Origin of the sequence: Paenibacillus aurantiacus, assembly GCF_042431225.1 — a bacterium.
Lineage (GTDB): Bacteria > Bacillota > Bacilli > Paenibacillales > Paenibacillaceae > Paenibacillus_Z > Paenibacillus_Z aurantiacus.
On the sequence record NZ_JBHMDO010000024.1, the window covers coordinates 106,681 to 130,403 of the forward strand.

Genomic DNA, 23,723 nt, shown 5'->3' on the forward strand with positions numbered 1-23,723 from the left:
TCCGTTAGTAGATAAACATTGCGTCTCCGAAGCTGAAGAACCGGTATTCCCGTTCGATCGCTTCCTTATAAGCATTCATGACCGCTTCTTTGCCTGCCAAAGCGCTGACAAGCATGACGAGCGTCGACTTCGGCAAGTGAAAGTTCGTCAGCAGCGCGTCGACTAGTTTGAATTGGTAGCCTGGATAAATAAAAATATCCGTCCATCCGCTGCATGCAACCGGACCTTCATGGAACCGTCCGGCAACCGTCTCGAGTGTCCTTGCGGATGTCGTACCGACGGCGATGACTCGTCCGCCGCGCGCTTTCGTCGCCTTTAGCAGTTCAGCCGTCTGTTCGCTCAGCTCGTAATATTCGCTGTGCATCTCATGCTCTTCGATTCGCTCCACCGACATCGGACGGAAGGTGCCTAGTCCGACATGTAGTGTTACGTAAGCGATATCGATACCGTTGCTGGTAAGTTGTTCCAAAAACTCTTTCGTGAAGTGAAGACCCGCAGTCGGCGCCGCCGCTGAACCGGCGTGCTTGGAGAATACGGTCTGATACCGTTCACGGTCGGACAATCGCTCCTTGATATAAGGCGGGAGCGGCATCTCCCCAAGCTGATCGAGAATCTCTTGAAAGATACCTTCATACCGAAACTCAACCTCGCGCGCGCCCATCTCGCCTTCGCCCGTCACGACGGCCCTCAGCAGCGGCTTACCGCTACCGTCATCACCGAACACGAGCTCCGTTCCGATCTTAAGCCGCTTGGCCGGCTTGGCGAGCGTCTCCCATCTGTCTCCGGTCGTCTGCTTCAGCAGCAGCAGTTCCGCTTTCGCGCCTGTATCGGCTTTGGCGCCGAGCAGCCTAGCCGGCAGCACTCTCGTATCGTTGAGGACGAGCGTATCGCCTGGACGCAGCTGCTCGGCCAAATCCGTAAACCGGCCATGCCGGGTTGCCCCCGTTGTCTTGTCCAGCATCAGCAAACGCGAAGCGGTGCGATCCGCCAGCGGCGTCTGAGCGATCAGACGCTCTGGCAATTCAAAATCAAAATCCTGTACATTCATCCGTTAGCTCATTCCTTACCGATCGTTACGTCTTTATAGTAGTATTTCAAAATATATTGATAGTCATACCCGGCTTCTGCCAATCCACGGGCGCCGTATTGCGACAGCCCTACGCCATGTCCATATCCGGTGCCGACGAAGCGGAAGGATGGTTCTTTGGTCGCCGCCCGGATGTCGCCTTTGCCGTTCAGAATGTAAAGCTGGCTGCCGCCGGCCTCCTCAGCTTTCCCTTCCGCGCCTTGCACAATGAACCCGGTGCTGCCCGACGTGCGCTCCGTCGTGCTGCCTGCACCCGCGATCGTCATGCGCGACGTCTCATCAATGCGAAAATTCGTGCTGGGCAGGCCGCCGAACGCCGAGCGGAATGTGTCCGGATTCCCAACCGTAAGCGGCAATCCGTTGGCATTAATCTCCGTCGGTCTACCGGATGGTCCCGACTTGCTGATCTCAAGCGTGCGGATCGGACCTTGGACGGCCGTCTTCACTTTGCCTTTAATCGTTGCAAGCAGCTCCGAAGACGTAAAGGGTCCGCGTACCCACGACATTTCGTTCGACTGGGTTACCTTCTCGAGCACGACGACGCGCGTCCCGTTATTCACCTGCGCGACCGGCGTTACCGTATCCTGAACGAGCGGGATCGGCCTCACCTTGACACCGTTGCTTCTCACGCTCATAATCGCAGACCCGGCCGCCGTCTTCTCTTCCGTCGCGGTAAGCAAGTCTTCGCGGATGTATCCGTTGACACCGCTCGGAAGCACGACGCGATACCACTTATACAACCCCTTCTCCGACACCTCATCGGGGCTTACGACCGTCTTAAGATAAGGAACGGCGCTTCCCCAAATCTCTTGCGCCTCGGCCGTTGCGCCGCCGGCGCTAGAAGAAAACACAGTTTCGATCACTTTGCCGTTATACATGGCTACTTCGCCTTTCGTCGCATCGACGGCTTTGATCGTCGCCGGTTTCTCCGCGCTGATCCCGCCGTATGCTTGGCTCAATACCGTGTCGACAACGTGTGCGACTTGAAATCCGAAACCTTGATACAAGGCGTATGTTCTGGCCGCCACCGCCTGCGCCTTCAACGCTTCGGCATGCCAGGATGACGGCATCTCGGCGCCGACGACCGAGTGCAGATACTGTTCGAACGGAAGTTCATTGATGATCGTCAATTTGCTGTTCAAACCGCTAATTTCGAACTGGCCGCGATAGCTGCGGCCGTATCGTTCGGCGAACTTGATGCCGCTGTCCGATGCGGTACTCAGCCATACTTTCGTACCGGTAGCAGGTACCGCGTACAACGCTTGTGGCGCGTTCGACGTTCCGGTGACGGCATAATCCTCTTGCATAAGGAGATAGGCTGACGAAGCATCGGTCGCTTTCAACGCCGCTCCCTCCGGAAGTGTCGCCGCCGCTGCCTTCACGGTCGCAAGCGCCGCGTTATCCGCAGCCGATCCGACAAGCACGGTATAAACAGCCGCCTCCGAACCGGACTGCTTCATGGCGACATATGCATCCAAGCCTGCAGCGCCGAACTTAGCAGCTGCGGCCTTTGCTTCCTCACGCGAAGCATACACGCCCGCCTCGAGACGCATCGGCCCTGTGACGGACGCGGTTGCTTGGCCGATCATCGTCGCTAACGTGCCGTCCCCAGCCCACTTATCCGCTGCCGTCTTGGCCGCAGCCGCGTTCGGGTAACTGCCCTCCTGCACTTGATAGACGACCCCCCCTTTGGAAGCCGACGTAATAAACGCGGCACCTCCGGCTGCCTTGACACGCTTGGCCGCAGCAAGCGCCTTCGTGAAATCGGCGGTCTCGACTATCCGAACCTTATAATCGTCCAGCGTAAAGCGCATCGTCTCGCCCGCTCCCGCCTTAAACAGCGGCTGTACACCTGAAGGCTGGCGTATGCCGACTTCAAGCCCCCCCGTTGCCGTGAACGTTCCCGTTGCCGTGTTCAGCTTATACTTGGGCAGATCGATGAAAATCGCAACCCGGATCGTATCCAGCTTCGGCACGGCCCCGTACGAAGGCCCCGCCGTCCAAACCGATACCAGCAGCAGCGCGGCCGAAATCGAAACCGCTATGCGCCGCCACGACAGCGGCGGCAAGGCGCCGATGATGGGCAACCGCCGTTCGCTCCTTGTTTCGTTCTCCATGAGCTGCTCCTCTCCATATTCTCAGCAACAACCGCGCGGCTCGTATTGCGCGATCACTGCTTCCATGAACGTTAATTGCTACTTGCTGCCTTCTCCGCCGAACTGTTCGGGGATCGGAAGCCCCAAATGAACGTAGGCTTGCGGGGTGACGATTCTCCCGCGTGGCGTGCGCTGCAAGAAGCCGATCTGCATCAAATACGGCTCGTAAACGTCTTCGATTGTTTGACTCTCTTCCCCAATCGTCGCGGCAAGCGTATCCAGTCCGACCGGGCCGCCCCGGTAGCTCATGATCATAGCTCGGAGCATTTTGTGGTCGATTTGATCCAAGCCAAGCGGATCGACCTGTATCAACTCTAATGCATAGCGGGCCAGCTCGTGCGTAACGATGCCGTCTCCCCGTACTTGCGCGAAGTCGCGCACGCGCTTAAGCAAACGGTTCGCGATCCGCGGCGTTCCCCTCGAGCGCATGGCAATCTCTCTGGCCGCTTCCCCCACGATATCAACGCCGAGTATTTCGGAAGCGCGGGAGACGATAAAAGCCAGCTCATCCACCGTATAGAACTCCAGCCGGCTTACGACGCCGAATCGGTCGCGCAGCGGCGCGGACAAGAGACCCGCCCGCGTTGTCGCTCCGATTAACGTGAAAGGCGGAAGCTCAAGGCGCACCGACCTCGCGCTAGGACCTTTACCGATCATAATGTCGAGCGCGAAATCCTCCATCGCCGGATACAGCACTTCCTCCACCGTCCGGTGCAGTCTGTGAATCTCGTCGATGAACAGCACGTCGCCTTCTTGCAAATTCGTCAGCAGCGCGGCCAGATCGCCGGGACGCTCGATGGCCGGTCCGCTCGTCGTCCTGAGATTAACGCCAAGCTCGTTGGCGATAATATTGGAAAGCGTCGTTTTGCCCAGCCCCGGAGGCCCATATAGCAGTACGTGATCGAGCGCTTCCTTGCGCAGCTTGGCCGCCTCGATAAACACTTTCAAATTTTCTTTCACTTGTGTCTGACCGATATATTCGGCCAAATAACGGGGACGCAAGCTAAGCTCCACCGCTTGGTCTTCCATCATCAGGTTGGCGGAGATAATCCGGTCGTCCATTCGCAAATCCCCTTTCCCACTCAACCTTTAAACAATTGCTGCAAGGCGCGTTTCATTAACGCATCGACGCTCTCGTCCGCCTGAACCGACTCTTTCATCGCATGCCATGCACGGTCCAGCTCCGCCGATGTATACCCGAGCGCCGTCAGTCCTTCCTTCGCTTCGCGCCAGGCGACGCCGCCCTCAATCAATTCAGGCGGTATAGAAGGATTATCGAACGCAAGGCCATCCGCCGTTAATCCGAAACCGCCAGTGAGCGCTTCCAGCTTGTCCTTCAAGTCCAAAATCATGCGCTGCGCCGTCTTCTTCCCGATGCCTGGCAGCTTCGTCAAGAACGAAATGTTCTCCTGGCGGATTGCCGCCGCTACCGCCTCGGGCTTGCCGCCAGCCAATATTCCCAGCGCGACGCGCGGCCCGATCCCGGACACTTCGAGCAGCTTGCGGAACATATTCTGCTCCTCTCGCGTCTCGAAACCGAACAGCAGCGCTGCATCTTCCCGCACGTGGTGGTGCGTGTAGACGATTACCGGCTCGCTTGTCTTGGCGAATGCATACGGGTTAGGCGTGTAAATCTGATAGCCGATATCGCGCACGTCCACGACGATATATTCGACGTCCCAATGGACGACCCGGCCTTTCACGTAGTCTATCATGGCCTGGTCACCTCGTTGATTTTTTGCGATAGAACGGACGAATGGGCATGGCAAATCGCCACTGCCAGCGCATCCGCCACGTCATCGGGCTTCGGAATTTGCGACAGCTTCAGAAACATCCGCACCATTTCTTGCACTTGCCGCTTCTCCGCTTTGCCGTATCCGACGACGGCCTGCTTCACCTGCAGCGGCGTATACTCCGTTACCGGAAGTCCGCGCTGGGCGGCGGCCAAGATGATCACGCCTCTTGCCTGCCCGACGGAAAAAGCGGTCGTCACGTTCTTGTTAAAGAACAGCTTCTCGACCGCGACGGTGTCCGGTTTGTACTTGTCCATTAAGGCGCACGCCGATTCGTACACCTGAAGAAGTCTCGTTTCCTGGGGCGTGTGGGCTTCTGTCTGAATGCAGCCATACTGGACCGGAACGAGTTTGCTGCCGATTTTATCGATGAATCCGAACCCGACAATCGCGATTCCCGGGTCAATGCCTAATACGCGCAACCTGCTCTCTCCTCACGCATGCAAAATCCTTTTGCCCAAATGGCTCCCCCCATTATAGCAAATGTTCGCCTTCATGAGAACACGCTTTCGACATGGCGCCAATCGAAAAGGGAGGGGCTTCATCGCCTCCTCCCTGTATTCGTTTCAGTAGGTTCGCTTCATCACTTTCTCGCTGCGGTCTGCCGCATAATCGCTGAACGTGGATAACACGCTGTTGTACTCGTCTTTATCCGTGACGCGGATACCGGCCGTTAATTGATCCAGCTGTTCGCGCGGCAGGCTGCTTTCCATGAAATTGACGTCTAATTGGAAAAAGGTGCGAAGTACTTTCTCCTTCTTCGGAGGTCCGTCGAACAACGATAAACGGCCGGATTTGTCCATGCTGAACGTAGCCGTCTTCTTGCACGCGTCTGACAAATCGTCAATCCTCTCTTCCATTACGACTTGGCCGTCCGCCCCCAGCAGTGCCGTCCACTGCGGATGTTCCCGCAGCAACCCCAATATTTGCTGCGAGCCCATCGTGCCAAGCGTCTGCCTTTCGTTCCCGCACAAATAAATTCGACGAAGCTCTACAGCTAAATCGCCAGCTTGGTTGGCCAGCGTCTCGATAGCGCTTCGGCTTTGCAGCGGAGCCCCGACCGCCCCGTGATTGTTCGACTGTTGATCCAGCCAAGTCTCCGAATCCGGAAGTTGCGCGGCATTAACCTGTACATTGTGCGAGCAGACAGCCCAAATGATCAAAGCAACGATACTACCAAGCTGCCAAGACGGCCTTCCTCTGCGGCGAAGCCGCTTCTTCAACTGCTTCCAGAGGCTAAATTCCATCACCCGGAAAGCACCCCTTTTTACCTTTTTTGCTAGTGTTTCTCCGCATATGGGGGAATATGCATGCTTGCACGCGTATTCAACGCACAATCTAAAGAGCCCGCTCGCGTTTGGCGGGCAGGCTCTTTCTCATATCAACGATTAATCCATGGAAGGCTAGGGCCGCTTCGTCTCGGCTGCGGCGAGCGTGGCGTGCGGGCAGTCCGAACTTTTTTGGCTGACTTGCGCGGGATAGCCGTTTTTTTGGCAGCATGCGGCAGTTCGATTTTCAAATCCGGCTCATCTTCAAGAACCGTCTTGTTCTCCCTGCCGTCGCCGCATCCGCAATCGCCGGATTTATCGGCTGGTTCGAACTGCTGCAGCGGAGAGGTCAGACCGTAGCCGGAATAACCGTAAGTCGGAATCCCCCAATGTCCGCCCGAATAATTCGCTATGCCAGCCGTCTCTGGCCCATAGCCGTAATCATTAGGGCCACTTCCCGGTCCATAACCATAGCCGCCTTGCGGACCTTGGTACACCGGCAGCGTCTGCGGAGCTTCGTAGCCGTAACCATAGCCGCCTTGCGGACCTTGGTACGCTGGCAATGACTTCGGCGCTCCGTAGCCATAACCATAATCATCTTTCGGACTTTGGTACACTGGCAGCGTCTTGGGCGCTTCGTACCCGTAGCCATATTCGCCTTTCGAACCTTGGTATTCCGGCAGCGTCTTGGTCGCTTCGTACCCGTAGCCATATTCGCCTTTCGAACCTTGGTATTCCGGCAGCGTCTTGGGCGTTTCGTACCCGTAGCCATATTCGCCTTTCGAACCTTGGTATTCCGGCAGCGTCTTGGGCGTTTCGTACCCGTAGCCATATTCGCCTTTCGAACCTTGGTATTCCGGCAGCGTCTGCGGCGCTTCGTAGCCGTAGCCATAACCGCCTTGCAGGCCTTGGTACGTCGGCGCCGTCTGTGGCGTTTCGTAGCCGTAGCCATAGCCACCTTTCGGACCTTGGTCTACCGGCAGCGTCTGCGGCGCTTCGTAGCCGTAGCCATAACCGCCTTGCAGGCCTTGGTACGTCGGCGCCGTCTGTGGCGATTCGTAGCCGTAGCCATAGCCACCTTTCGGACCTTGGTCTACCGGCAGCGTCTGCTGCGCTTCGTAGCCGTAGCCATAACCGCCTTGCAGGCCTTGGTACGTCGGCGCCGTCTGTGGCGTTTCGTAGCCGTAGCCATAGCCACCTTTCGGACCTTGGTCTACTGGCAGCGTCTGCTGCGCTTCGTAGCCATAGCCATAACCGCCCTGCGGGCCTTGCTGAGCTGGAAGCGTCTGTGGTGCCTCGTAGCCGTAGCCATACCCGCCTTGCGGGCCTTGCTGGGCCGGGTACGCCTGCAGCCCTTCGTGGCCGTGTCCATAGCCACCTTGCGGAGCAGCAAGCGGCAAGACCTCGCTCTGATCGTATCCGAATGGTCCGATTCCTGCCGGTGAGCTGCCATAGCCATATCCCGGTCCGCCATGATCGGCTGGGCTTCCGCCATATGGATGCGGCGGCGTGATCGGCACCGGTGCTCCCCATGGAAGCTCCGAAGCTCCCAACGTGTGTTCTGGCGGGCAATCCGCTTCTTCAGCTGGGCTCTGCATCTCGGGCTTTTCGCCGTAACCGTAGCCCCCTTGCGTAGGCTGAATCACGCCATAACTCTCGTGATGATCATGCTTATGATGAGATTCGGGCAGAGACGGCATTTCATAGAGCGACATGACTTCCGTTGCCGGAATTCCGTACTGTGCGAACAGATCCGTACTCTTCTCGTATTCAATTTGGATCGCATAACCCGGTTTGGCGGCCGGCTGCTCCACGACAACGACAGGCGGCTGCTCAACAACTGGAGGCTGTTCAACAACTGGTGGCTGTTCAACGACAGGTGCCTCCTCGACTGGTGCTTCCTCTACAGGCACTTCCTCCACAGGAGGTTCCTCCGGAACGGGTTCCGGCACCGGTGTCGGGATCGGAGCCGTACTGGTTTTGCCTTCAATTGGAGCCGTATTGGCTTTGCCTTCTATCGGCGCCGTCGATTTTTTGCCCAGGAACGGAATCGACGGCAGCACTTCAGCCGGCAGTTTGCCTACTTTCCCGACTAAATCCGTCACGCCCTGCACGACCGACAACGGATGCAGCGGATGATGCCCGCTTCCTGCATGCGAATGCTCAACCGCCTCCGGCACGACGATCGGCGAGCCCGGCTTCGGCACGTTGACGACTTCGCCGGTCAGCAGCACGTTCGGATTTTTCAGATGCGGATTCGCCTTGATCATGTCGCTGAGCGGGATGCCCCACGATTTCGACAGCTTCCACAACGTATCGCCCTGCTTGACGACGTGCTGATGCATGACGTCGACTTGCACCGGCTTCCATGTCGGGACTTTCACTTTGGTCCCAACCTCCAGAACGTCGGGATTCGCAATGCCTGGATTCAGCTTTACGACTTCATCCAACGAGACGTTGTACTTTTTTGCGATTAAGTACAGGGAGTCGCCCTTTTTTACAATATGGATTTTCACTTGACGCTTACCTCCTGACGCATTCTCATACGTTCGCAACAGGCTAGCGCCCGTTGTTTATCCCTACATCCTATGCAGCAGATAGGCGAGTGTCTCCCTCTCAACGCAAAAAAAAATCGAGGCCCGGCCTGTTGGCAGGCGAGCCTCGAACGTGTCGAACCATTCCGATATGCAGTTAGCCTTCGTTGATCGGGTACGTAAAGCTTGGATAGGAGCCGAGCACGCGAACCTGGCATCCCAGCGCCTCGATCTCTTCAATGGCCGCCGGGAGCAGCACCGAGTCAAGCGACATGTTAATGTCGATAAAGAAATAATAGGTCCCGAGCTTCTTCTTCGTCGGACGCGACTCGATTCGGGTGAGGTTGATGCGGCGCCAGGCGAATGCGGAGAGCACCTGAGAGAGCGCACCTGGAAAGTCTTCCGGCAGCGTCACGAGAATACTTGTCTTCTGCACGTCCGACTGCCGTTCCGTGAATGGCCGATTGCCGACGAGCAGGAAACGGGTGAAGTTATTGTCGTGGTCGGTCACGCCTTGCTCCAGTATCTCGAGCCCATTGTTCGCCGCCGCGATCGTCGTCCCGATTGCCGCCCATCCTTTGCCCGGGTTGTCGCGTACTATCCGCACGGCTTCCGCAGTGCTGCTGACATGCTCCTGTTCCGCGTGAGGCAGATGCTCTCGCAAATACTGCAAGCATTGTGCCATGGCAACCGGATGGCTGAGCACCTTGACGATACGCCCGTAATCGAGCTTGTTATTCTCGTCCGTCACTTCTTCCTTGCGGCTGATCAGGTTTTGTATAGACGGATAGACCCATTCCGCCTGAATCGGCAAGTCCACTTCGTGAACAAGCCAATCCGTATGTAACGTAACCGAGCCTTCGATCGTGTTCTCGATCGGGATAATGCTGTAATCCGTCGTCCCGTTCGCCGTCGAAAGAAAGACGTTCGCGATTAACTTATGATACTCGTACTGTGCTTCCTGTCCCTCGAACAAATACCTGGCCGCTTCGTCAGATACAGAGCCTGACGGCAGCAGTGCGATTTTCGTCATGCCGTTGCTTCTCCTTTGATACGATCCATGAAGGCCAGGGCGTGTGCGGTTTCGCTCGTCGCCACGATCGGTCCGTCCGCGTCTGGACGCAGCCATTTCAATTCAGCCGTAATGCCCTGGTCACTCAGTGTTTCCTTCAAAAAATGCTCCAACTCGCGTTTGTTCGGATTTCCCGATTCAACCAGCGCAAGCAGCGTCGGTCCCGCCCCGCTCAGCGCGGCGCCCAGCGCTCCGTGCTCGCAGGCCCGATCCAAAATCTCCGCCATGCCCGGAATGAGCGCGGCGCGGTACGGCTGATGCAATCGGTCGCGCATCGCATGACGGATCAGCTCCAGCTTGCCGCTGGCAAAAGCAGCTACAAGCAGTGAGCTTGCGCCGACGTTGAATACGGCGTCCTTCATCGAAATCTCCGCGGGCAGCGCATGCCGCGCCTTCTCCGTGGACAATTGGAAATTCGGAATTGCTACCAGCGCCTCCATATCCTTATGTGGCTCGAGGCGCACGTGCTCCGCGCGACTGCCGTCCCACGCCGAGACCACGATGCCGCCGAATAGCGAAGCGCCTACATTATCCGGGTGGCCTTCGAGCTCGGTTGCGATTTGGAACAGCCGGTCATCGGATAACGGTTTGCCAATCAACGCGTTAGCCGCCACGAGCGCGCCTACGATAGCCGACGCACTGCTGCCGAGACCCCGCGTAAGCGGGATTTCGCTATACATCGAGATATGAAGCTCCGGCACTTGTACGCCGGCTTCGCCGAACACGCGCTGCGCGACTTTGTAGATTAAATTCGACTTGTTCTGAGGCACGCCTTCCAGCCCGTCTCCATACAGGTCGATGATCGTTTCGCCGTTAGCCGGGATCGACAGTTCCAGCCAAGCATATAAGGACAGCGCCATGCCAAGCGTATCGAAGCCTGGCCCCAAGTTCGCGGTACTGGCCGGAATTTTGACAAGTACGTGACGTTCGTTCATCGTGTGTTCACCTTCCACCTTCCATGCTAGCCTTCGACGCGGTAGACGCTCTTCACGCTTTTCACGACGTCCATGGATTCGAACGCGGCAAGCACTTTATTGACCGACGCCTTGCTGGCGTCATGCGTAATGATAATGATTTCGGCTTCCGAATGATTCGGGTTCGGCTGCTGCACGACCGATTCCAAGCTGACTTCGTATTCCGCGAATGCTTGTGTAATCCGTGCAAGCACGCCCGCGCGATCGTCTACATGAAGCAGCAAGTAATATTTCGAGGCGATCTGCTCGTCGGTCTTCAGCTTCTTCGCCTTGTACGTCAAGCCAAGCTGCTTGCCGTTCACGCCGAGCTTCAAATTCTTCACGACCGCGACCAAATCCGCTACGACTGAGGTCGCCGTCGGCAGCTCGCCTGCGCCAGGGCCATAGAACATCGTCTCGCCCACGGCTTCTCCGTAGACGTACACTGCATTGAACACGCCATTCACCGACGCGATTGGATGCGTCTTCTTCACCATCGTCGGCTGCACGCTGACGCTCATATAATCATCCTGCCGCTCCGCGATGCCCAGCAGCTTCACTTCATAGCCAAGACGCTTCGCGTATGCGATGTCCTCGCGGCTGACCGAAGAGATGCCCTTCACGTCCACGTCATCCAGCGCTATGTTCGCACGGAAACCAAGCGTCGAGAGTATGGTCATTTTGCGCGCGGCATCAAGCCCTTCCACGTCGGAAGTCGGATCCGCTTCCGCATAACCCAGCGCTTGCGCTTCTTTCAAGACGTCTGCGTAGTCCGCGCCCTCTTGACTCATTTTGGTCAAGATATAGTTCGTCGTACCGTTCACGATGCCCATGATTTTCGTAATCCGGTCCGAGGAGAACCCTTCGATCAGCGTCCGGATAATCGGAATGCCGCCAGCCACGCTTGCTTCGTACAAGACGTCGCAGCCATGCTGCTGCGCCTTGGCGAGAATCTCCGGACCGTGCAGCGCCATCAAATCTTTGTTCGCCGTGACGATATGTTTGCCGCGCGAGAGCGCTTCGAGAATGTAAGACTTCGTTGTCTCGATGCCGCCCATCACTTCGACGATTACGTCGATCTCCGGATTGTTGACGATCTCCCAAGGGTCTTCGGTCAATTTATCCGAGCTCACATTAATCGCGCGCGTCTTGCTTTTGTTCTGCACGAGCACCTTCTCGATGACGATCGGCGATCCGACCTGGCTTTGCAAATCCTCCTGATGCCCTTCCACAATACGAACGACGCCAGTTCCGACGGTACCTAGCCCAAGCAGGCCTACTTTAACAGGTTTCATAGGATTCTCCTCCATCTGGTTCAACATACACTCTCATCCTAGCCTTGTCCGATGATCGACGCCTTGCGTACGCCAGCCAGCTTGCGCAGCGACTCGACCAGCTCGATCGGAGTACTGCTCATAGGCGACGTATCGACAGTTACAACGACGTTCGCGAAGCCCTGAAGCGGAATGGACTGATGAATGGTCAAAATATTACCCTCCGAGCCGGCCACCAGGCCCAGCACTTTGGAGAGTATGCCCGCACGGTGCTCCAGGTCGACCGATATGGTCACGATCCGCTCCCGGTCCAGCTGATTCAGCGGGAATACGCCGTCTTTATATTTGTAAAAGGCGCTGCGGCTAAGGCCTGCCCGTTCTACCGCTTCATGGACGGTAGCCGCTTCGCCGCGCTGCAGCATCTCCTTTACGTGAATCGTCTTTACGATTCCTTCCGGCAAAATATCCTCACGGACGACAAAATAGCGTTCCGGCATGTTTCGTCCTCCTAATAAAGACATCTGTTCACTTATAGTGGACATTATAGCGGATAAACGGAGTAACGGCAATAGGCTTCGACAAAACTAGGAACTTTCACCGAAACTTCCTCGTTCAAAGTGAACATGTTCGTAACCATAACAAAAGCTGCTGTGCCCGGCCCATCAGAGTAAGGAGCCTTGCGCAGCAGCCTTTAGCCGCAGCGTGCTTATTCGTAGAAATAATCGGTGCCTTCGAAGAATTCAAAGGAAAACTCGCCGATATGGACCAGATCGCCGTCCTTCGCGCCAATCTTACGAAGTGCCTCGTCGACGCCCATCTTGCGCAGCGTGCGCGCAAATCGCATAACCGCGTCATAGGTGTTGAGGTTGATTCGTTTCATCATGCGTTCGACCGCCGGACTTTCAACGACAAACCAGTCGTTCTCGCGACGCACGGTGAACGTGTCGTCTTCCTTCTTCTCCATCGTGTACACTTTGCGCTCGGCGACTTCCTTAACCTCTTCGATGAGCGGCGCTTCCGGTACGGTCGCCAGGACGTCAGCCGCCTTGTACAGCAGCTCTTGCACGCCTTGCTTCGTCAACGAAGACGCCGGCATGATGTCGTATTCGAGCTCGCCGCCGTGTTCCTTCAGCTGTTCCTTGAACAGCTCCAGCTGCGCCTGCGCATCAGGCATGTCCATCTTGTTCGCCACGATGATCTGCGGACGCTCCGCCAACACCGGGTTATACAGCTTTAATTCTTCGTTGATTTTTATCCAATCCTCGAACGGGTCGCGCCCTTCCGAGCCGGACATATCGATCACGTGCAGAATGACGCGCGTACGCTCGACGTGACGCAGGAACTCGTGTCCGAGACCGATCCCTTCATGCGCACCTTCAATCAAACCCGGCAAATCCGCCATGACGAACGAACGACCGTCGCCGACGTCGACGACGCCTAGATTCGGCGTTAACGTCGTAAAATGGTACGCGCCGATTTTCGGCTTTGCTCCGGACACGACGGAGAGCAGCGTGGATTTGCCTACGCTCGGAAACCCGACAAGACCCACATCCGCCATAACTTTCAATTCCATCGTGATCCATCGTTCTTGGCCTTCTTCGCCATTCTCTGCGAAATCCGGCGCCGGGTTCTTCGCCGTCGCGAACCGCATGTTGCCGCGTCCGCCGCGCCCGCCCTTAGCGACCACGACCTTCTGTCCATGCCGAGTCATATCGGCAATAACTTCCTGCGTATCTTCGTCAATGATGATCGTCCCTGGCGGGATACGCACGTACATGTCTTCTGCTCCCGCGCCGTGCATCCCTTTGACCTTGCCGCGTTCGCCGCGTTCGCCTTTAAAGTGTCGCTGGTACCGGAAATCCATCAGCGTGCGCAGCCCTTCATCCACGACAAAAATGACGTCGCCGCCTCGACCGCCATCGCCGCCCGCTGGTCCCCCATTCGGGACATAGAGCTCTCGGCGATAGGATACGATTCCGTTACCCCCGTCGCCGCCTTTAACAAATACTTTGGCCTTATCTACAAACATGTATGTCCTCCGTTCAATGTGCGAGCTTCGCCAGCAGCTGCAAGCACGCCGGGCTTTGGTCCGATCCGGCCGGCGCCAGCCCAGAACCTTTCACCCGCTGCTTCCATCCTTGCTGCCACTGGGCGGGATCGTTCAGTTCCCCGCTTAACCGGAATGTGACGAGCAGCGCTTTCTCCTCGCGCCCAATTTCGAGCGTTATCTTGGCCGGCTCTCCGCCAGACGGTTTGATACCGAACCGGTATAAGTTAATGAGCTCCATAATTGCTTCCGATACACGATCGCTATCGATCGGCAATTCGGTTAAATTCAGTTCGCCTTCGATGCGTACATCCAGTTGGAGCGAATGCGTCAGTGTGCGGAACGATTGAATGAATGCAATCAGCGAAGGAACGCCGAGTCTTGCAATTTTGCTTTCTTCGGTCATTCTATCTCTTATTTGTTCCACATATTGCACCGTTCTATCCGTCTTCCCCATCCGTATGTACCCATATAACACTTGCAGGTCGTTCATCCAATCGTGCCGATGATGATTCAGCGTTCGCACCGATGCCGATTGCAGCGCATGTGTCGTTCTCGCGTGCCGCTGTTCCTGTTCTTTGCGTTCTACACTGATCCATACGATTGCTGCCAATATGGACCACGCTACGAATACGGCCAGAAGCCAAAGCTCGGACCGCCAAATCAGTACGGCTGCTGCAGGTAGCAACACGGATGCAGCCGCATAAAGCTTAACCGATGATAAGCGACTCATGCATACTGTCCTACTTTCCTGTCTTTTCCTTAGCTTAAACAGTATAGCACGACGAGGCGCAAAGTTCACTCCCGCGCTTGTTTCGGAGTGCGATTTGCGCCTCGTCGCGCTTCGCCCGGTATAAGGGCAAAAAGCCCCGGCCCTGCAAGCAGGACCGGGGCGGTTTGGACGATATTACTCCACTGCAGCTGCAACTGGAGCAACTTCGATTGGATACACGCTCACTTTTTTGCGGTCGCGTCCCCAACGTTCAAACTTCACGACGCCATCCACCAATGCGAACAGCGTGTCATCTTTACCGATGCCCACGTTGTTGCCCGGGTGAATTTTCGTTCCGCGTTGACGAACGAGAATGCTGCCGCCCGTTACCGCTTGGCCGTCCGCACGCTTAGCGCCAAGACGCTTCGAGTGCGAGTCGCGACCGTTCTTCGTGGAACCTACGCCTTTCTTCGAAGCGAAGAGCTGAAGATTCAGTTTCAACATGGTATTCCCTCCTTCATGTGTCGATTAGTTCACGAACTTCAACATATTTTCCGTAGGAAGCCGCAATCGATCCGAGCATTACCCGCATCGATTCCAGTAATAGTTGGATTCGCTCATTAATCGAATCGTCCGTTTGGAGCGGAATTGCCGACTGCAACCATCCGCTTCGCATGGAAGCCGGGAGCTCGACGCCGGTTAATTCCTCAATCGCGTTCACGGTACCGACCGATACAGTGGAAACGCCGGCGCAGATAATGTCTTTGCCGCGCTTCGCATAATCAGCATGTCCAGAAATCGCGAACGAAACGATTCGATTGTCCTCGGCCGACCGGATGAAAGTAGCGGTAATCATACGAAATCCTGCAATTAAGCTTGGATTTTGCCGATTGTTACTTTCGAGTACGGTTGACGATGACCTTGCTTACGGCGGTAGTTTTTCTTCGCCTTATATTTGTAGACGATAATTTTCTGACCTTTGCCGTGCTTCTCAACAGTAGCGGTTACGGATGCGCCGGAAACAACCGGAGTTCCTGTCACCAGACCGTTCTCGCTGGAAACTGCGAGTACGCGGTCAAACGTGATGTTGCCGCCTTCTGCTGCGTCCAGTTTCTCGATGTAAAGAACATCGCCCTCTTGGACTTTGTATTGCTTGCCACCTGTTTCGATAATTGCGTACATGGGTGCACCTCCTTATTTTCGAAGACTCGCCTGATACAGGTGTCTCGGATCGAAACCCGTGAACTTAATACCTGGTCTGCGCGGTATAGTGGATGAAAAGACCAGTTCTCATACGCACCATAGTATTGTAGCACAGTTGGAACCTAGACCGCAACAACAATATAGCGGCTATGAGAGCAGCAGCGGCGCGCTTTGCACTTTCCCCTTGCCCTTGCAAACGCTGCACGCTTCGATGCGCTGCGTATGTGCGCTCTCGCGCACCTTCTTGCGTGTCAGCTCGAGCAAACCAAGCTTCGTCCATCCAACGACCTGGCATTTGGTGCGGTCCTGCCTGATCAACGCCTCCAGCCGTTTCAACACTTCCTCGCGGTGACTGTCCAGCTCCATGTCGATGAAATCGATGATGATTATGCCGCCGGTGTCGCGAAGGCGAAGCAATCTCGCAATCTGTTCGACGGCTTCCATATTCGTACGGAACACGGTGTCTTCCAAGTCACTAGTACCGACATATTTGCCGGTATTCACGTCGATGACGGTGAGCGCCTCGGTCGTATCCCATACGAGATCCCCACCGCTGTTGAGCCGAATTCTCCGCTCGAACGCCTCGTTCAATTGGGTTTTGATTCGATACCGGTCGAACATCGGTTCCGGGCCGCGATAATGCTTCAGCTTGGGCAGCATCGCCGGCGCCATTTCTTTCACAAGCTGTTCCATCTCGGCGTACCGTCTACGGTCATCAATCCAGATTTCGTCCGTCTCCGCGGACAGAAAATCCCGGACAAGCCGCTGTGGCAGACTCGCTTCCCGATGCAGTTCGCACGGCGCCGCGCGATTGCCCCCCTTCCGCTCGATCTCGCGCCAACGCTCGCGAAGCAAGGTAATGTCCGCATCCAACGCCTCGTAAGCTTCGCCATCGGCTGCCGTTCGTAGAATGACGCCCTCCCCCTGCTCGCGGATCGCGTCACCGGTCATCCGAAGCCTTGTCCGTTCACCTTCGCTGGCCACTTTCTTGGAGACGCCGATATAGTCCGCGTGCGGCATATATACCAGGAACCGTCCCGGCAGCGAGTAGTGCGTCGTGACGCGCGCGCCTTTACCGCCGAACGGCTCCTTCACGATCTGAACGATCAGCTCTTGCCCATGCGACAACAGGTCGGTAATCGGGGGCTTCTCTTTCGGCTGCCTTTCCAAATGAGGATGCAGCACGTCGTCGATATACAGGAACGCGTTCTTGGCCAGTCCGATGTCCACGAATGCCGCCTGCATGCCGGGCAGCACATTCATGACTTTCCCTTTGTAGATGCTCCCGACGAGTCGGCCGGCGGCATCTCCTTTCTCCATGTCGAATTCGACAAGCAGACCATTCTGCACAATGGCCGTCTGGAGCGCGTCCTGACTGCCGTGTACGAGCATTTGCTTCATGATATCCAACCACCTGTCATGCCCATTGTTACGTCTATTTTACATGAAAAGCTCCAAAACTGCACGGTCGGGCTTCCCATCCTCCAAATAACCGTTGACCAGCTGCTGTTCAGGCAGCACGGCCAGAATTTGTCCGGAGTCTTCCATAACCACGATCAAGTGGTAGCTGTCCCGCTTGAATAGTCTTAGCGCAGAGGTGATCGTATGCGCCTTAGAGACGATTATCGGCAGCGCCCAAGCGCCTTTGGTCAAGTGCCGAGATGCGGTTAGCCCTCTGCCGGTCAAGAAACGGAGGAACAAAAAAGGTATATGCCGGTTATACGTCCAATTGGTCATAAGCAGGAAGATGCCGACAATAAGCAAATTCGGCTGGATCCTTGTCTCTCCACCGTGCAGCCACGGTATAATAGCGAACACGACCATCGCCCCGCTTAACACGAGACTGACGCGCGCCCCGATACGCAGCGTGCGGTGGAACGTCGTCGTACGGCTGAGCAGCGCGTTCATCAACTTGCCGCCATCAAGCGGCAGGATGGGCAGCAAGTTGAATAGCGCGATAATCGCGTTCGCCGAAATCACGTATTGCGACCATTCATCACTCCAAAGTCCGCTCAGCCCAAGCCCCCAAGCTGCCGCGGCCATCCATACATTCTGCAGCGGACCGGCAATCGCGACGATCGCCTCTTCCTTGGCCGGCATGCTGCTCGCATCCTCAACTTCCGCCACGCCGCCGAACGGAAGCAGCTTGACTTCGCGCACCGTCCAGCCGAATCCCTTCGCAACTGCCACATGTCCGAGTTCATGGACGAACACGAGCGCGAATAGCGTCATTAGCTCCGTGAAATATCCGGTTGCCACCGACGCAAGCATGATCAAGACGAATAACGGATGAACGGTCCATACGGTCCCGCCCCACTTAATCAAACGGGATTACGTCGGCGGGATCGACGTACCGGCCTTTCTCCTTGACGGCAAAAAACAACAAGCTTGTACCATCCTCGCCAGTCGTCCCCAGGGTGCCGATGTCCTGCCCCGCCTCCACCCAGTCGCTCTCGGCTACTTGTGCCGAGGCAAGCTTCCCGTAGATCGTCTCACGCCCATTAGCATGTTGGATGACCACCGTCTTGCCGCTCTCCCCGTTATCCGTTACTAAAGAGACCCGTCCCGTCTCGGATGCGATGACATTCCCACCGCCCTTAACCGCGATATCGACGCCGGACAGCGTCTGGGCGAACGATTGGACGATCATCCCGCCCGTGATCGGCGCCACCACCGGCAGTTGGATCGTCCCTTCCGTATATTGGGCCATGCCGCCGTCCTTGGCGCGAAAAATCGGAATAAACGATGGCGCACCGGCAAATGTTCGCTCATACCAAGTCGCGGCCGCCCCAAAATCGATCGCATCCGTGAGCGCTGCTGTTACGATCGCCTTGCCTCGCTGGGCAGCCGGATACTCCGATTGGAACATGGCATATAGAATGACGAATAATACGCCTGCCACCATGCTTTGGATGAAGAAAGCCCGCAATAACGGTCCGGTGCCGCCGCCGGACTCGGGTTGTTTCGTCTCCGATGTGCCTCGCGTCGGTTTGAGGGCCGTAACCGATCCCCACGACGGTTCGGATTCCCAGGGGTTGGGCCGTGTCTTCCATGCTAACTCGGGATCCAGGTTCTTTGGCTGCGTCGTTACGCTCGCGGGCAAAGGCGGTTTGCCCACCCAGGCGTCCGGCGGCAGCGGCTCGAATTCGTGTGGCAATGTCTGGGCGTTCTGCGGCGGTTGCGCGGCTTGCGCCTCCTGCTCCAAGATCCGCCGTATCCGTTCTTGGCGGCGCTGCTTCACGCCGTTCTTCGTATCCATGATTACATCCCCCCATCAGCCGACTCCCGAAGGACTTGGTTCGCGCGGCGATTTGCGCAAGACCTGATCCGCCAGGCATAGGCTTGTTCGCATCATATATATGAGCGAGATGGACGAGATATGAACGAACGGCTGCAGCGGAACGAGCCATTCGAGATCACAGAATGAACTGTTCCTGCTGCTTTATTTCGTCTGCATAAAAAAACCGCTCAGCGGGATTTCCGCTGAACGGCAACATGATCAAGTTCATATTTCTCTTGATGGGCTTTCACGCTGAACACCAGCCCGATGCACATCATGTTTAGCAGAAGCGAAGTCCCGCCGTAACTGATGAAAGGAAGAGTTATTCCGGTAATCGGCATCAGACCGATCATCATCCCGATATTCTGAAAGATCTGGAACACATACATGGATACGATCCCGATAATAATGAATGATCCCCGCAAATCGTAACACTGAAATGATATGAGAATCATCCTATATATCAGCAAGAAGTAAAGCAGCAAGACCACCGCGGCCCCCTGGAAGCCGAATTCCTCGCCGACCACGACGAAGATGGCATCCGAATACGGATAGGGGATGAACTTGCGGTTTTTGGAATCGCCTTTCATATATCCGTCCCCGGTTAATCCGCCCGAGCCGATGGCGATCTTGGCCTTGTTCGCCTGATAGACCTCTTTGTCCGACGCTTTGTCGGGGTTGATGAAGCCGTTAATCCGCTCATACCAGTGTGTTTTTTCCTTCTCGACGAGGAAGTTCTTGATCTCCGTGTTGTACTGGTTGAACAAGAAGACGAACAGCACCAAGCTCCCAATAACAATCGTCAGCCCCAACAGGACATGCGTGTACCGCACGTTCCCGATCCACAGCATGCCCAGCACGATGATCAGGTAAATAATCGCGTTCCCCAGGTCCGGCTGGATCATGACGAGCACGAAAGGCACGAACGAGAATGCCGCGATGAGCAGCAGATCCGAGCGAGCCCGAAGCGGATCGCCCTGCCTGCGCCCCATCAAGAAGGCGATCGTGATGATCAAGATGACCTTCTCTAATTCCGCCGGCTGAAATTGCAGTCCGCCCGGGAGCTGGAACCAGCTTCTCGCACCGTTAATTTCGGGGGCTGTTAAATAAACCACCACAAGCAGGATGATGCCGATCACGTACAGGTAAACCCAAAATTTCAAGAGAATACGGTAGTCGAACAACGTAACCATAGCCATGACGGCGAATCCGATACCGTAAAAGATAAGCGTCTTAACGTCGTAGTTCTTGAACTGAGGATCGCCGAAGGTGGCGCTCCTCACGAGCAGCGTACTGACGACCATGAGCATCAATAGTAGAAGGATGATGCCCCAATCCATTTTTTTAAATTTAGCGAGCAAATCCGATCATCCCATTCCGAGAAACTTCCGGAACCGCTTCAACGCGCTGGACTTGTCTTCAAGCGGCATTAGCGGCACCATGTCGCCGAGAATCCGGCGAGCAATATTACGATATGCGATCGCAGCGCGCGAAGAAGGATCCATGACCGTCGGCTCGCCGGCATTCGCCGCTTTGATGACACGCTCATCATCCGGCACGATACCGAGCAAATCGATAGCCAACACCTGGCAAATCTCGTCAATATCGAGCATCTCGCCTGAACGCACCATATTGGCGCGAATGCGGTTAATGACGAGACGCGCTTGCATGCCGCTTTGCTCCAGCAGCCCGATGACGCGATCGGCATCGCGAACGGCGGCATTCTCCGGCGTCGTGATGATGATCGCTTTGTCCGCGCCTGCGATGGCATTGCGGAACCCTTGCTCGATGCCCGCCGGGCAATCGATGATGACGAAATCGTAATCCTTCTTCAGTTCCAGTACAATATCGCGCACTTGGTCGGGCGAAATATCATGTTTGTCTTTTGTTTGCGCCGCAGGAAGCATGTAAAGTTCATCGAACCGTTTGTCCTTCACAAGCGCCTGATTCAATCTGCAGCGCCCTTCGGCGACGTCGATAAGGTCGTAAATGATCCGGTTCTCGAGTCCCATGACCACGTCGAGATTCCGAAGACCGATATCTGTATCTACCATGCACACTTTCTTGCCCAGCAGAGCCAGCGCTGTACCTAAATTGGCAGAAGTCGTCGTTTTGCCAACGCCGCCCTTACCTGATGTCACTACAATTGCCTCTCCCATGACAGACACTCCCCACTTGCCTTATTCAATCCTGCAAGGTAAACCGCTCCGATTCCGTATTAGACCTTGAACAGAATCGGTTCCTTGCGCAGCCGGTTTAAATGCGCCATTTTGTCAATCTGCATAACGCCCTCATTCAAGTACGCGAATTCCATCATTGCTTCCCCTGACATCCATTCATCCGGCGGGCGGCTGATGACATCGGCGATGCGAAGCTGGGTCGGTCTTAGCACGGAAGCGGCAATGACGGCGTCGTCCCTTCCGTCCTTGCCGGCATGCGCCAAGCCCCGAAGAGCGCCGAGCACGTAGATATCCCCCGTGCATAGCAGAGTCCCGCCTGGATTGAGATCCCCCATGAGCAGCAGATTGCCATCATGTTCGATCGTCTGGCCGGAGCGGACGATGCCCGTCAATATTTTGAGATTATCGCTCGATGGCGCCTCTTGCTGCGGAGGTTCTTCGCCCTCGATCGTTTGAACGAGCAGATTGCCGCGAGCTCTGATCATCGAACGAATCTGTTCCTTCATCTCGTCCGTCGCGACGCGCGCGCCTAACTTGACATGGACATGAACGATCGGACCTGTCAGCAGCTGTTGATGCGACTTTTCCAGTTTATATTGAAGTTCGGCCAGCAGTGCGGAAAAATCGCAGGCGTCATCTAGAAGGAACACGAGCCCTTCCTTTACGCCTTTAATCGTAATATGCTGCTTCTCGGTCACGCCCGTCCCTCCCCCTCTCTCTAGTATACGATTCTTTCCACGATGCGGCGATTCCTGCTTGCTTCGCTTCTATTCTTCCTCTTCCTCGGATTTCTTCGCGCCATTCCATTCGAACCAGCGCCGTGCCGGGATATACATAAGAAGCGCAAATCCAAATTGGAGGAATACACTCGGCAAAATATGATTGATGAGCGCCCAATCGTAGGCCATATGATTCAAGCGAAATACCTGATAGATAAAAAATACGGTCGTATCGTAGACGTATGTCGCAAGTCCGATGATCACGAGCGCCATCAGCAGCGTGCTGCGCTTGCGTTCCATCAACAGCCCTGTCAAGTAGCCGACGGCCGCGCCTGCAAAGGCATGCACGCCTAAAATATTATTGTAGAACACGATATCCTGCAGCAGTCCGAAACCGAATCCGAGAAAAAGAGCAGCATACCGATTCTTGTACAACGCAGCGAATAGGGCAAATGCCAGCGCGAAATGCGGAACAAGCCGGCTGGTCCATGCGTCGGGGAGCAGCCAGTAAAAAATCGTCCCTTCCGCGTAAAAAAACAGCAGCATGACGATTACGATGCGCGTCATGCTCATTGGTCCAGTTCCTCTACATCCGGCACCTTCACGACCAGAACCTCGGTCAAGTGTTCGAAATCTGCCGCAGGCTTGATCGTGGCCGTGTACGTCAGACCAAAATCGCCGACCTGCGCGGACTCGACCGTTCCAATGACCATTCCTTGCGGGAAGACGTTCACCAAACCGGATGTAATGATCGTGTCGCCTTTAACCGGTCTGTAACTTTCGGAGATCCGCGACATCGACAGCATGCCGGTCTCCGGATTATAGCCGTCGATTATGCCGAATGCATCCTTCTCGTGTCCGAGCACAGTCGCCGCGATCAACTTTGTGTCGGGAGACTTTTCGTCCAGCTCTGTAAGCGGCATGACATTCGAATATAGCGGATCTACACGATTGACTAATCCGACGAGTCCTTCGGTCGTGACGACGACCATATTGAGCTTGATGCCATCCTTCGACCCAAGGTCAATACGAATCGTTTGGTTGTAAGGATCGTTGCTGACCGCGATAACGTGCGCGATCATGTATTCATAGTCGTTCATCTTTTCTTGACGTTTGGTGAAATTAAGCGCTTTTTGGAGCCCTTCTATCTTATCTTCCATGTAATTAAACTTGCTCTTGTCCCTAGCATAGGCCGCGGCCGTCTTGCGCAGCTCCTCGTTCTCCTCGTAGATTCCGCGGAGATTCGCCAAATCTTCAAAGAAGCCCGCTATGTAGCCAGCGGGCTTGTAGAACCATTGCTGCACAACGCCGGATGCGTCCATGATGAAATTCTCGGGCCAGGTCAGCTTCTTCCGCTCTCCGATCGAGAATCCCATCACCGCCACGAACAGAACGACGACGATCATTAACACGATAATTCGTCTGTTGCGCATCCAATTAAACAA

Annotated in this window: 24 protein-coding genes; all 24 read right to left on the reverse strand. The window is 55.8% G+C overall.

Features of this window, described 5'->3' with window-relative positions; translation table 11 throughout:
- Nucleotides 1-4: 4 nt before the first annotated feature.
- Nucleotides 5-1,048, reverse strand: a complete 1,044-nt coding sequence (gene queA / locus ACFFSY_RS14950; RefSeq protein ID WP_377495302.1) for a tRNA preQ1(34) S-adenosylmethionine ribosyltransferase-isomerase QueA — start codon at nucleotides 1,046-1,048, stop codon at nucleotides 5-7.
- Between the two features lie 8 nt (nucleotides 1,049-1,056).
- Entirely contained in the window at nucleotides 1,057-3,204 is a 2,148-nt protein-coding gene (locus tag ACFFSY_RS14955; protein WP_377495304.1) for a SpoIID/LytB domain-containing protein, read from the reverse strand.
- A gap of 78 nt (nucleotides 3,205-3,282) precedes the next feature.
- Nucleotides 3,283-4,305: a Holliday junction branch migration DNA helicase RuvB gene (gene ruvB / locus ACFFSY_RS14960; RefSeq protein WP_377495306.1), complete on the reverse strand. Its 1,023-nt coding sequence runs from the start codon at nucleotides 4,303-4,305 to the stop codon at nucleotides 3,283-3,285.
- A gap of 20 nt (nucleotides 4,306-4,325) precedes the next feature.
- Nucleotides 4,326-4,958: a Holliday junction branch migration protein RuvA gene (ruvA, locus tag ACFFSY_RS14965; protein WP_377495308.1), complete on the reverse strand. Its 633-nt coding sequence runs from the start codon at nucleotides 4,956-4,958 to the stop codon at nucleotides 4,326-4,328.
- Complete coding sequence (gene ruvC / locus ACFFSY_RS14970) at nucleotides 4,955-5,458, reverse strand: crossover junction endodeoxyribonuclease RuvC (RefSeq protein WP_377495310.1); 504 nt, start codon at nucleotides 5,456-5,458, stop codon at nucleotides 4,955-4,957. The genes ruvA and ruvC overlap by 4 nt, the downstream gene beginning before the upstream one ends.
- 144 nt (nucleotides 5,459-5,602) lie before the next feature.
- Nucleotides 5,603-6,283: a BofC C-terminal domain-containing protein gene (locus ACFFSY_RS14975; protein WP_377495574.1), complete on the reverse strand. Its 681-nt coding sequence runs from the start codon at nucleotides 6,281-6,283 to the stop codon at nucleotides 5,603-5,605.
- 134 nt (nucleotides 6,284-6,417) lie between these two features.
- Entirely contained in the window at nucleotides 6,418-8,820 is a 2,403-nt protein-coding gene (locus ACFFSY_RS14980; RefSeq protein ID WP_377495312.1) for a LysM peptidoglycan-binding domain-containing protein, read from the reverse strand.
- 175 nt (nucleotides 8,821-8,995) lie between these two features.
- Nucleotides 8,996-9,871 (reverse strand): prephenate dehydratase, encoded by an 876-nt coding sequence (gene pheA / locus ACFFSY_RS14985; RefSeq protein WP_377495314.1) that lies wholly within the window; start codon nucleotides 9,869-9,871, stop codon nucleotides 8,996-8,998.
- Entirely contained in the window at nucleotides 9,868-10,845 is a 978-nt protein-coding gene (thrB, locus tag ACFFSY_RS14990; RefSeq protein WP_377495316.1) for a homoserine kinase, read from the reverse strand. The genes pheA and thrB overlap by 4 nt, the downstream gene beginning before the upstream one ends.
- Nucleotides 10,846-10,871: 26 nt before the next feature.
- Complete coding sequence (locus ACFFSY_RS14995) at nucleotides 10,872-12,158, reverse strand: homoserine dehydrogenase (RefSeq protein WP_377495318.1); 1,287 nt, start codon at nucleotides 12,156-12,158, stop codon at nucleotides 10,872-10,874.
- 38 nt (nucleotides 12,159-12,196) lie between these two features.
- Entirely contained in the window at nucleotides 12,197-12,634 is a 438-nt protein-coding gene (locus tag ACFFSY_RS15000) for an ACT domain-containing protein (RefSeq protein WP_377495320.1), read from the reverse strand.
- Between the two features lie 209 nt (nucleotides 12,635-12,843).
- A complete protein-coding gene (obgE, locus tag ACFFSY_RS15005) occupies nucleotides 12,844-14,166 on the reverse strand; it encodes a GTPase ObgE (RefSeq protein WP_377495322.1) in 1,323 nt (440 codons plus the stop codon).
- Nucleotides 14,167-14,179: 13 nt separating this feature from the next.
- On the reverse strand, nucleotides 14,180-14,917 hold the full coding sequence (locus tag ACFFSY_RS15010) for a Spo0B domain-containing protein (RefSeq protein ID WP_377495324.1): 738 nt from the start codon (nucleotides 14,915-14,917) through the stop codon (nucleotides 14,180-14,182).
- A 174-nt stretch (nucleotides 14,918-15,091) separates the two neighbouring features.
- Nucleotides 15,092-15,400, reverse strand: coding sequence for a 50S ribosomal protein L27 (gene rpmA, locus ACFFSY_RS15015; protein ID WP_377495326.1), 309 nt, complete (start codon nucleotides 15,398-15,400; stop codon nucleotides 15,092-15,094).
- Between the two features lie 13 nt (nucleotides 15,401-15,413).
- A complete protein-coding gene (locus ACFFSY_RS15020; RefSeq protein ID WP_377495328.1) occupies nucleotides 15,414-15,752 on the reverse strand; it encodes a ribosomal-processing cysteine protease Prp in 339 nt (112 codons plus the stop codon).
- Nucleotides 15,753-15,766: 14 nt separating this feature from the next.
- Complete coding sequence (gene rplU / locus ACFFSY_RS15025; RefSeq protein ID WP_377495330.1) at nucleotides 15,767-16,078, reverse strand: 50S ribosomal protein L21; 312 nt, start codon at nucleotides 16,076-16,078, stop codon at nucleotides 15,767-15,769.
- 168 nt (nucleotides 16,079-16,246) lie between these two features.
- Complete coding sequence (locus tag ACFFSY_RS15030; RefSeq protein WP_377495332.1) at nucleotides 16,247-17,500, reverse strand: Rne/Rng family ribonuclease; 1,254 nt, start codon at nucleotides 17,498-17,500, stop codon at nucleotides 16,247-16,249.
- 39 nt (nucleotides 17,501-17,539) lie between these two features.
- Nucleotides 17,540-18,424 carry a site-2 protease family protein gene (locus ACFFSY_RS15035; RefSeq protein WP_377495334.1) on the reverse strand — a complete coding sequence of 295 codons (885 nt, stop codon included), beginning with the start codon at nucleotides 18,422-18,424 and terminating at the stop codon, nucleotides 17,540-17,542.
- A complete protein-coding gene (locus ACFFSY_RS15040) occupies nucleotides 18,417-19,358 on the reverse strand; it encodes a peptidoglycan DD-metalloendopeptidase family protein (RefSeq protein WP_377495336.1) in 942 nt (313 codons plus the stop codon). Before ACFFSY_RS15040 ends, ACFFSY_RS15035 begins: the two co-directional genes overlap by 8 nt.
- Nucleotides 19,359-19,567: 209 nt before the next feature.
- Nucleotides 19,568-20,740: an FtsW/RodA/SpoVE family cell cycle protein gene (locus ACFFSY_RS15045; protein WP_377495337.1), complete on the reverse strand. Its 1,173-nt coding sequence runs from the start codon at nucleotides 20,738-20,740 to the stop codon at nucleotides 19,568-19,570.
- Between the two features lie 6 nt (nucleotides 20,741-20,746).
- Complete coding sequence (minD, locus tag ACFFSY_RS15050; RefSeq protein WP_377495339.1) at nucleotides 20,747-21,538, reverse strand: septum site-determining protein MinD; 792 nt, start codon at nucleotides 21,536-21,538, stop codon at nucleotides 20,747-20,749.
- 59 nt (nucleotides 21,539-21,597) lie between these two features.
- Nucleotides 21,598-22,257, reverse strand: coding sequence for a septum site-determining protein MinC (locus ACFFSY_RS15055; RefSeq protein ID WP_377495340.1), 660 nt, complete (start codon nucleotides 22,255-22,257; stop codon nucleotides 21,598-21,600).
- A gap of 69 nt (nucleotides 22,258-22,326) precedes the next feature.
- Nucleotides 22,327-22,851, reverse strand: coding sequence for a rod shape-determining protein MreD (gene mreD / locus ACFFSY_RS15060; protein ID WP_377495342.1), 525 nt, complete (start codon nucleotides 22,849-22,851; stop codon nucleotides 22,327-22,329).
- Complete coding sequence (gene mreC / locus ACFFSY_RS15065; protein ID WP_377495344.1) at nucleotides 22,848-23,711, reverse strand: rod shape-determining protein MreC; 864 nt, start codon at nucleotides 23,709-23,711, stop codon at nucleotides 22,848-22,850. The genes mreD and mreC overlap by 4 nt, the downstream gene beginning before the upstream one ends.
- Nucleotides 23,712-23,723 lie beyond the last annotated feature (12 nt).

Coding starts and splice junctions, on each gene's coding strand:
- ACFFSY_RS15000 (WP_377495320.1), bottom strand. CDS start 12,634: ATGCCGGAACGCTATTTTGTCGTCCGTGAGGATATTTTGCCGGAAGGA.
- thrB (WP_377495316.1), bottom strand. CDS start 10,845: ATGAACGAACGTCACGTACTTGTCAAAATTCCGGCCAGTACCGCGAAC.
- obgE (WP_377495322.1), bottom strand. CDS start 14,166: ATGTTTGTAGATAAGGCCAAAGTATTTGTTAAAGGCGGCGACGGGGGT.
- ACFFSY_RS14975 (WP_377495574.1), bottom strand. CDS start 6,283: ATGGAATTTAGCCTCTGGAAGCAGTTGAAGAAGCGGCTTCGCCGCAGA.
- ACFFSY_RS14995 (WP_377495318.1), bottom strand. CDS start 12,158: ATGAAACCTGTTAAAGTAGGCCTGCTTGGGCTAGGTACCGTCGGAACT.
- ACFFSY_RS15030 (WP_377495332.1), bottom strand. CDS start 17,500: ATGAAGCAAATGCTCGTACACGGCAGTCAGGACGCGCTCCAGACGGCC.
- mreD (WP_377495342.1), bottom strand. CDS start 22,851: ATGAGCATGACGCGCATCGTAATCGTCATGCTGCTGTTTTTTTACGCG.
- ruvA (WP_377495308.1), bottom strand. CDS start 4,958: ATGATAGACTACGTGAAAGGCCGGGTCGTCCATTGGGACGTCGAATAT.
- ACFFSY_RS15020 (WP_377495328.1), bottom strand. CDS start 15,752: ATGATTACCGCTACTTTCATCCGGTCGGCCGAGGACAATCGAATCGTT.
- ACFFSY_RS15010 (WP_377495324.1), bottom strand. CDS start 14,917: ATGAGTCGCTTATCATCGGTTAAGCTTTATGCGGCTGCATCCGTGTTG.
- mreC (WP_377495344.1), bottom strand. CDS start 23,711: ATGCGCAACAGACGAATTATCGTGTTAATGATCGTCGTCGTTCTGTTC.
- rplU (WP_377495330.1), bottom strand. CDS start 16,078: ATGTACGCAATTATCGAAACAGGTGGCAAGCAATACAAAGTCCAAGAG.
- minD (WP_377495339.1), bottom strand. CDS start 21,538: ATGGGAGAGGCAATTGTAGTGACATCAGGTAAGGGCGGCGTTGGCAAA.
- ACFFSY_RS15040 (WP_377495336.1), bottom strand. CDS start 19,358: ATGGATACGAAGAACGGCGTGAAGCAGCGCCGCCAAGAACGGATACGG.
- rpmA (WP_377495326.1), bottom strand. CDS start 15,400: ATGTTGAAACTGAATCTTCAGCTCTTCGCTTCGAAGAAAGGCGTAGGT.
- ruvB (WP_377495306.1), bottom strand. CDS start 4,305: ATGGACGACCGGATTATCTCCGCCAACCTGATGATGGAAGACCAAGCG.
- ACFFSY_RS14955 (WP_377495304.1), bottom strand. CDS start 3,204: ATGGAGAACGAAACAAGGAGCGAACGGCGGTTGCCCATCATCGGCGCC.
- pheA (WP_377495314.1), bottom strand. CDS start 9,871: ATGACGAAAATCGCACTGCTGCCGTCAGGCTCTGTATCTGACGAAGCG.
- queA (WP_377495302.1), bottom strand. CDS start 1,048: ATGAATGTACAGGATTTTGATTTTGAATTGCCAGAGCGTCTGATCGCT.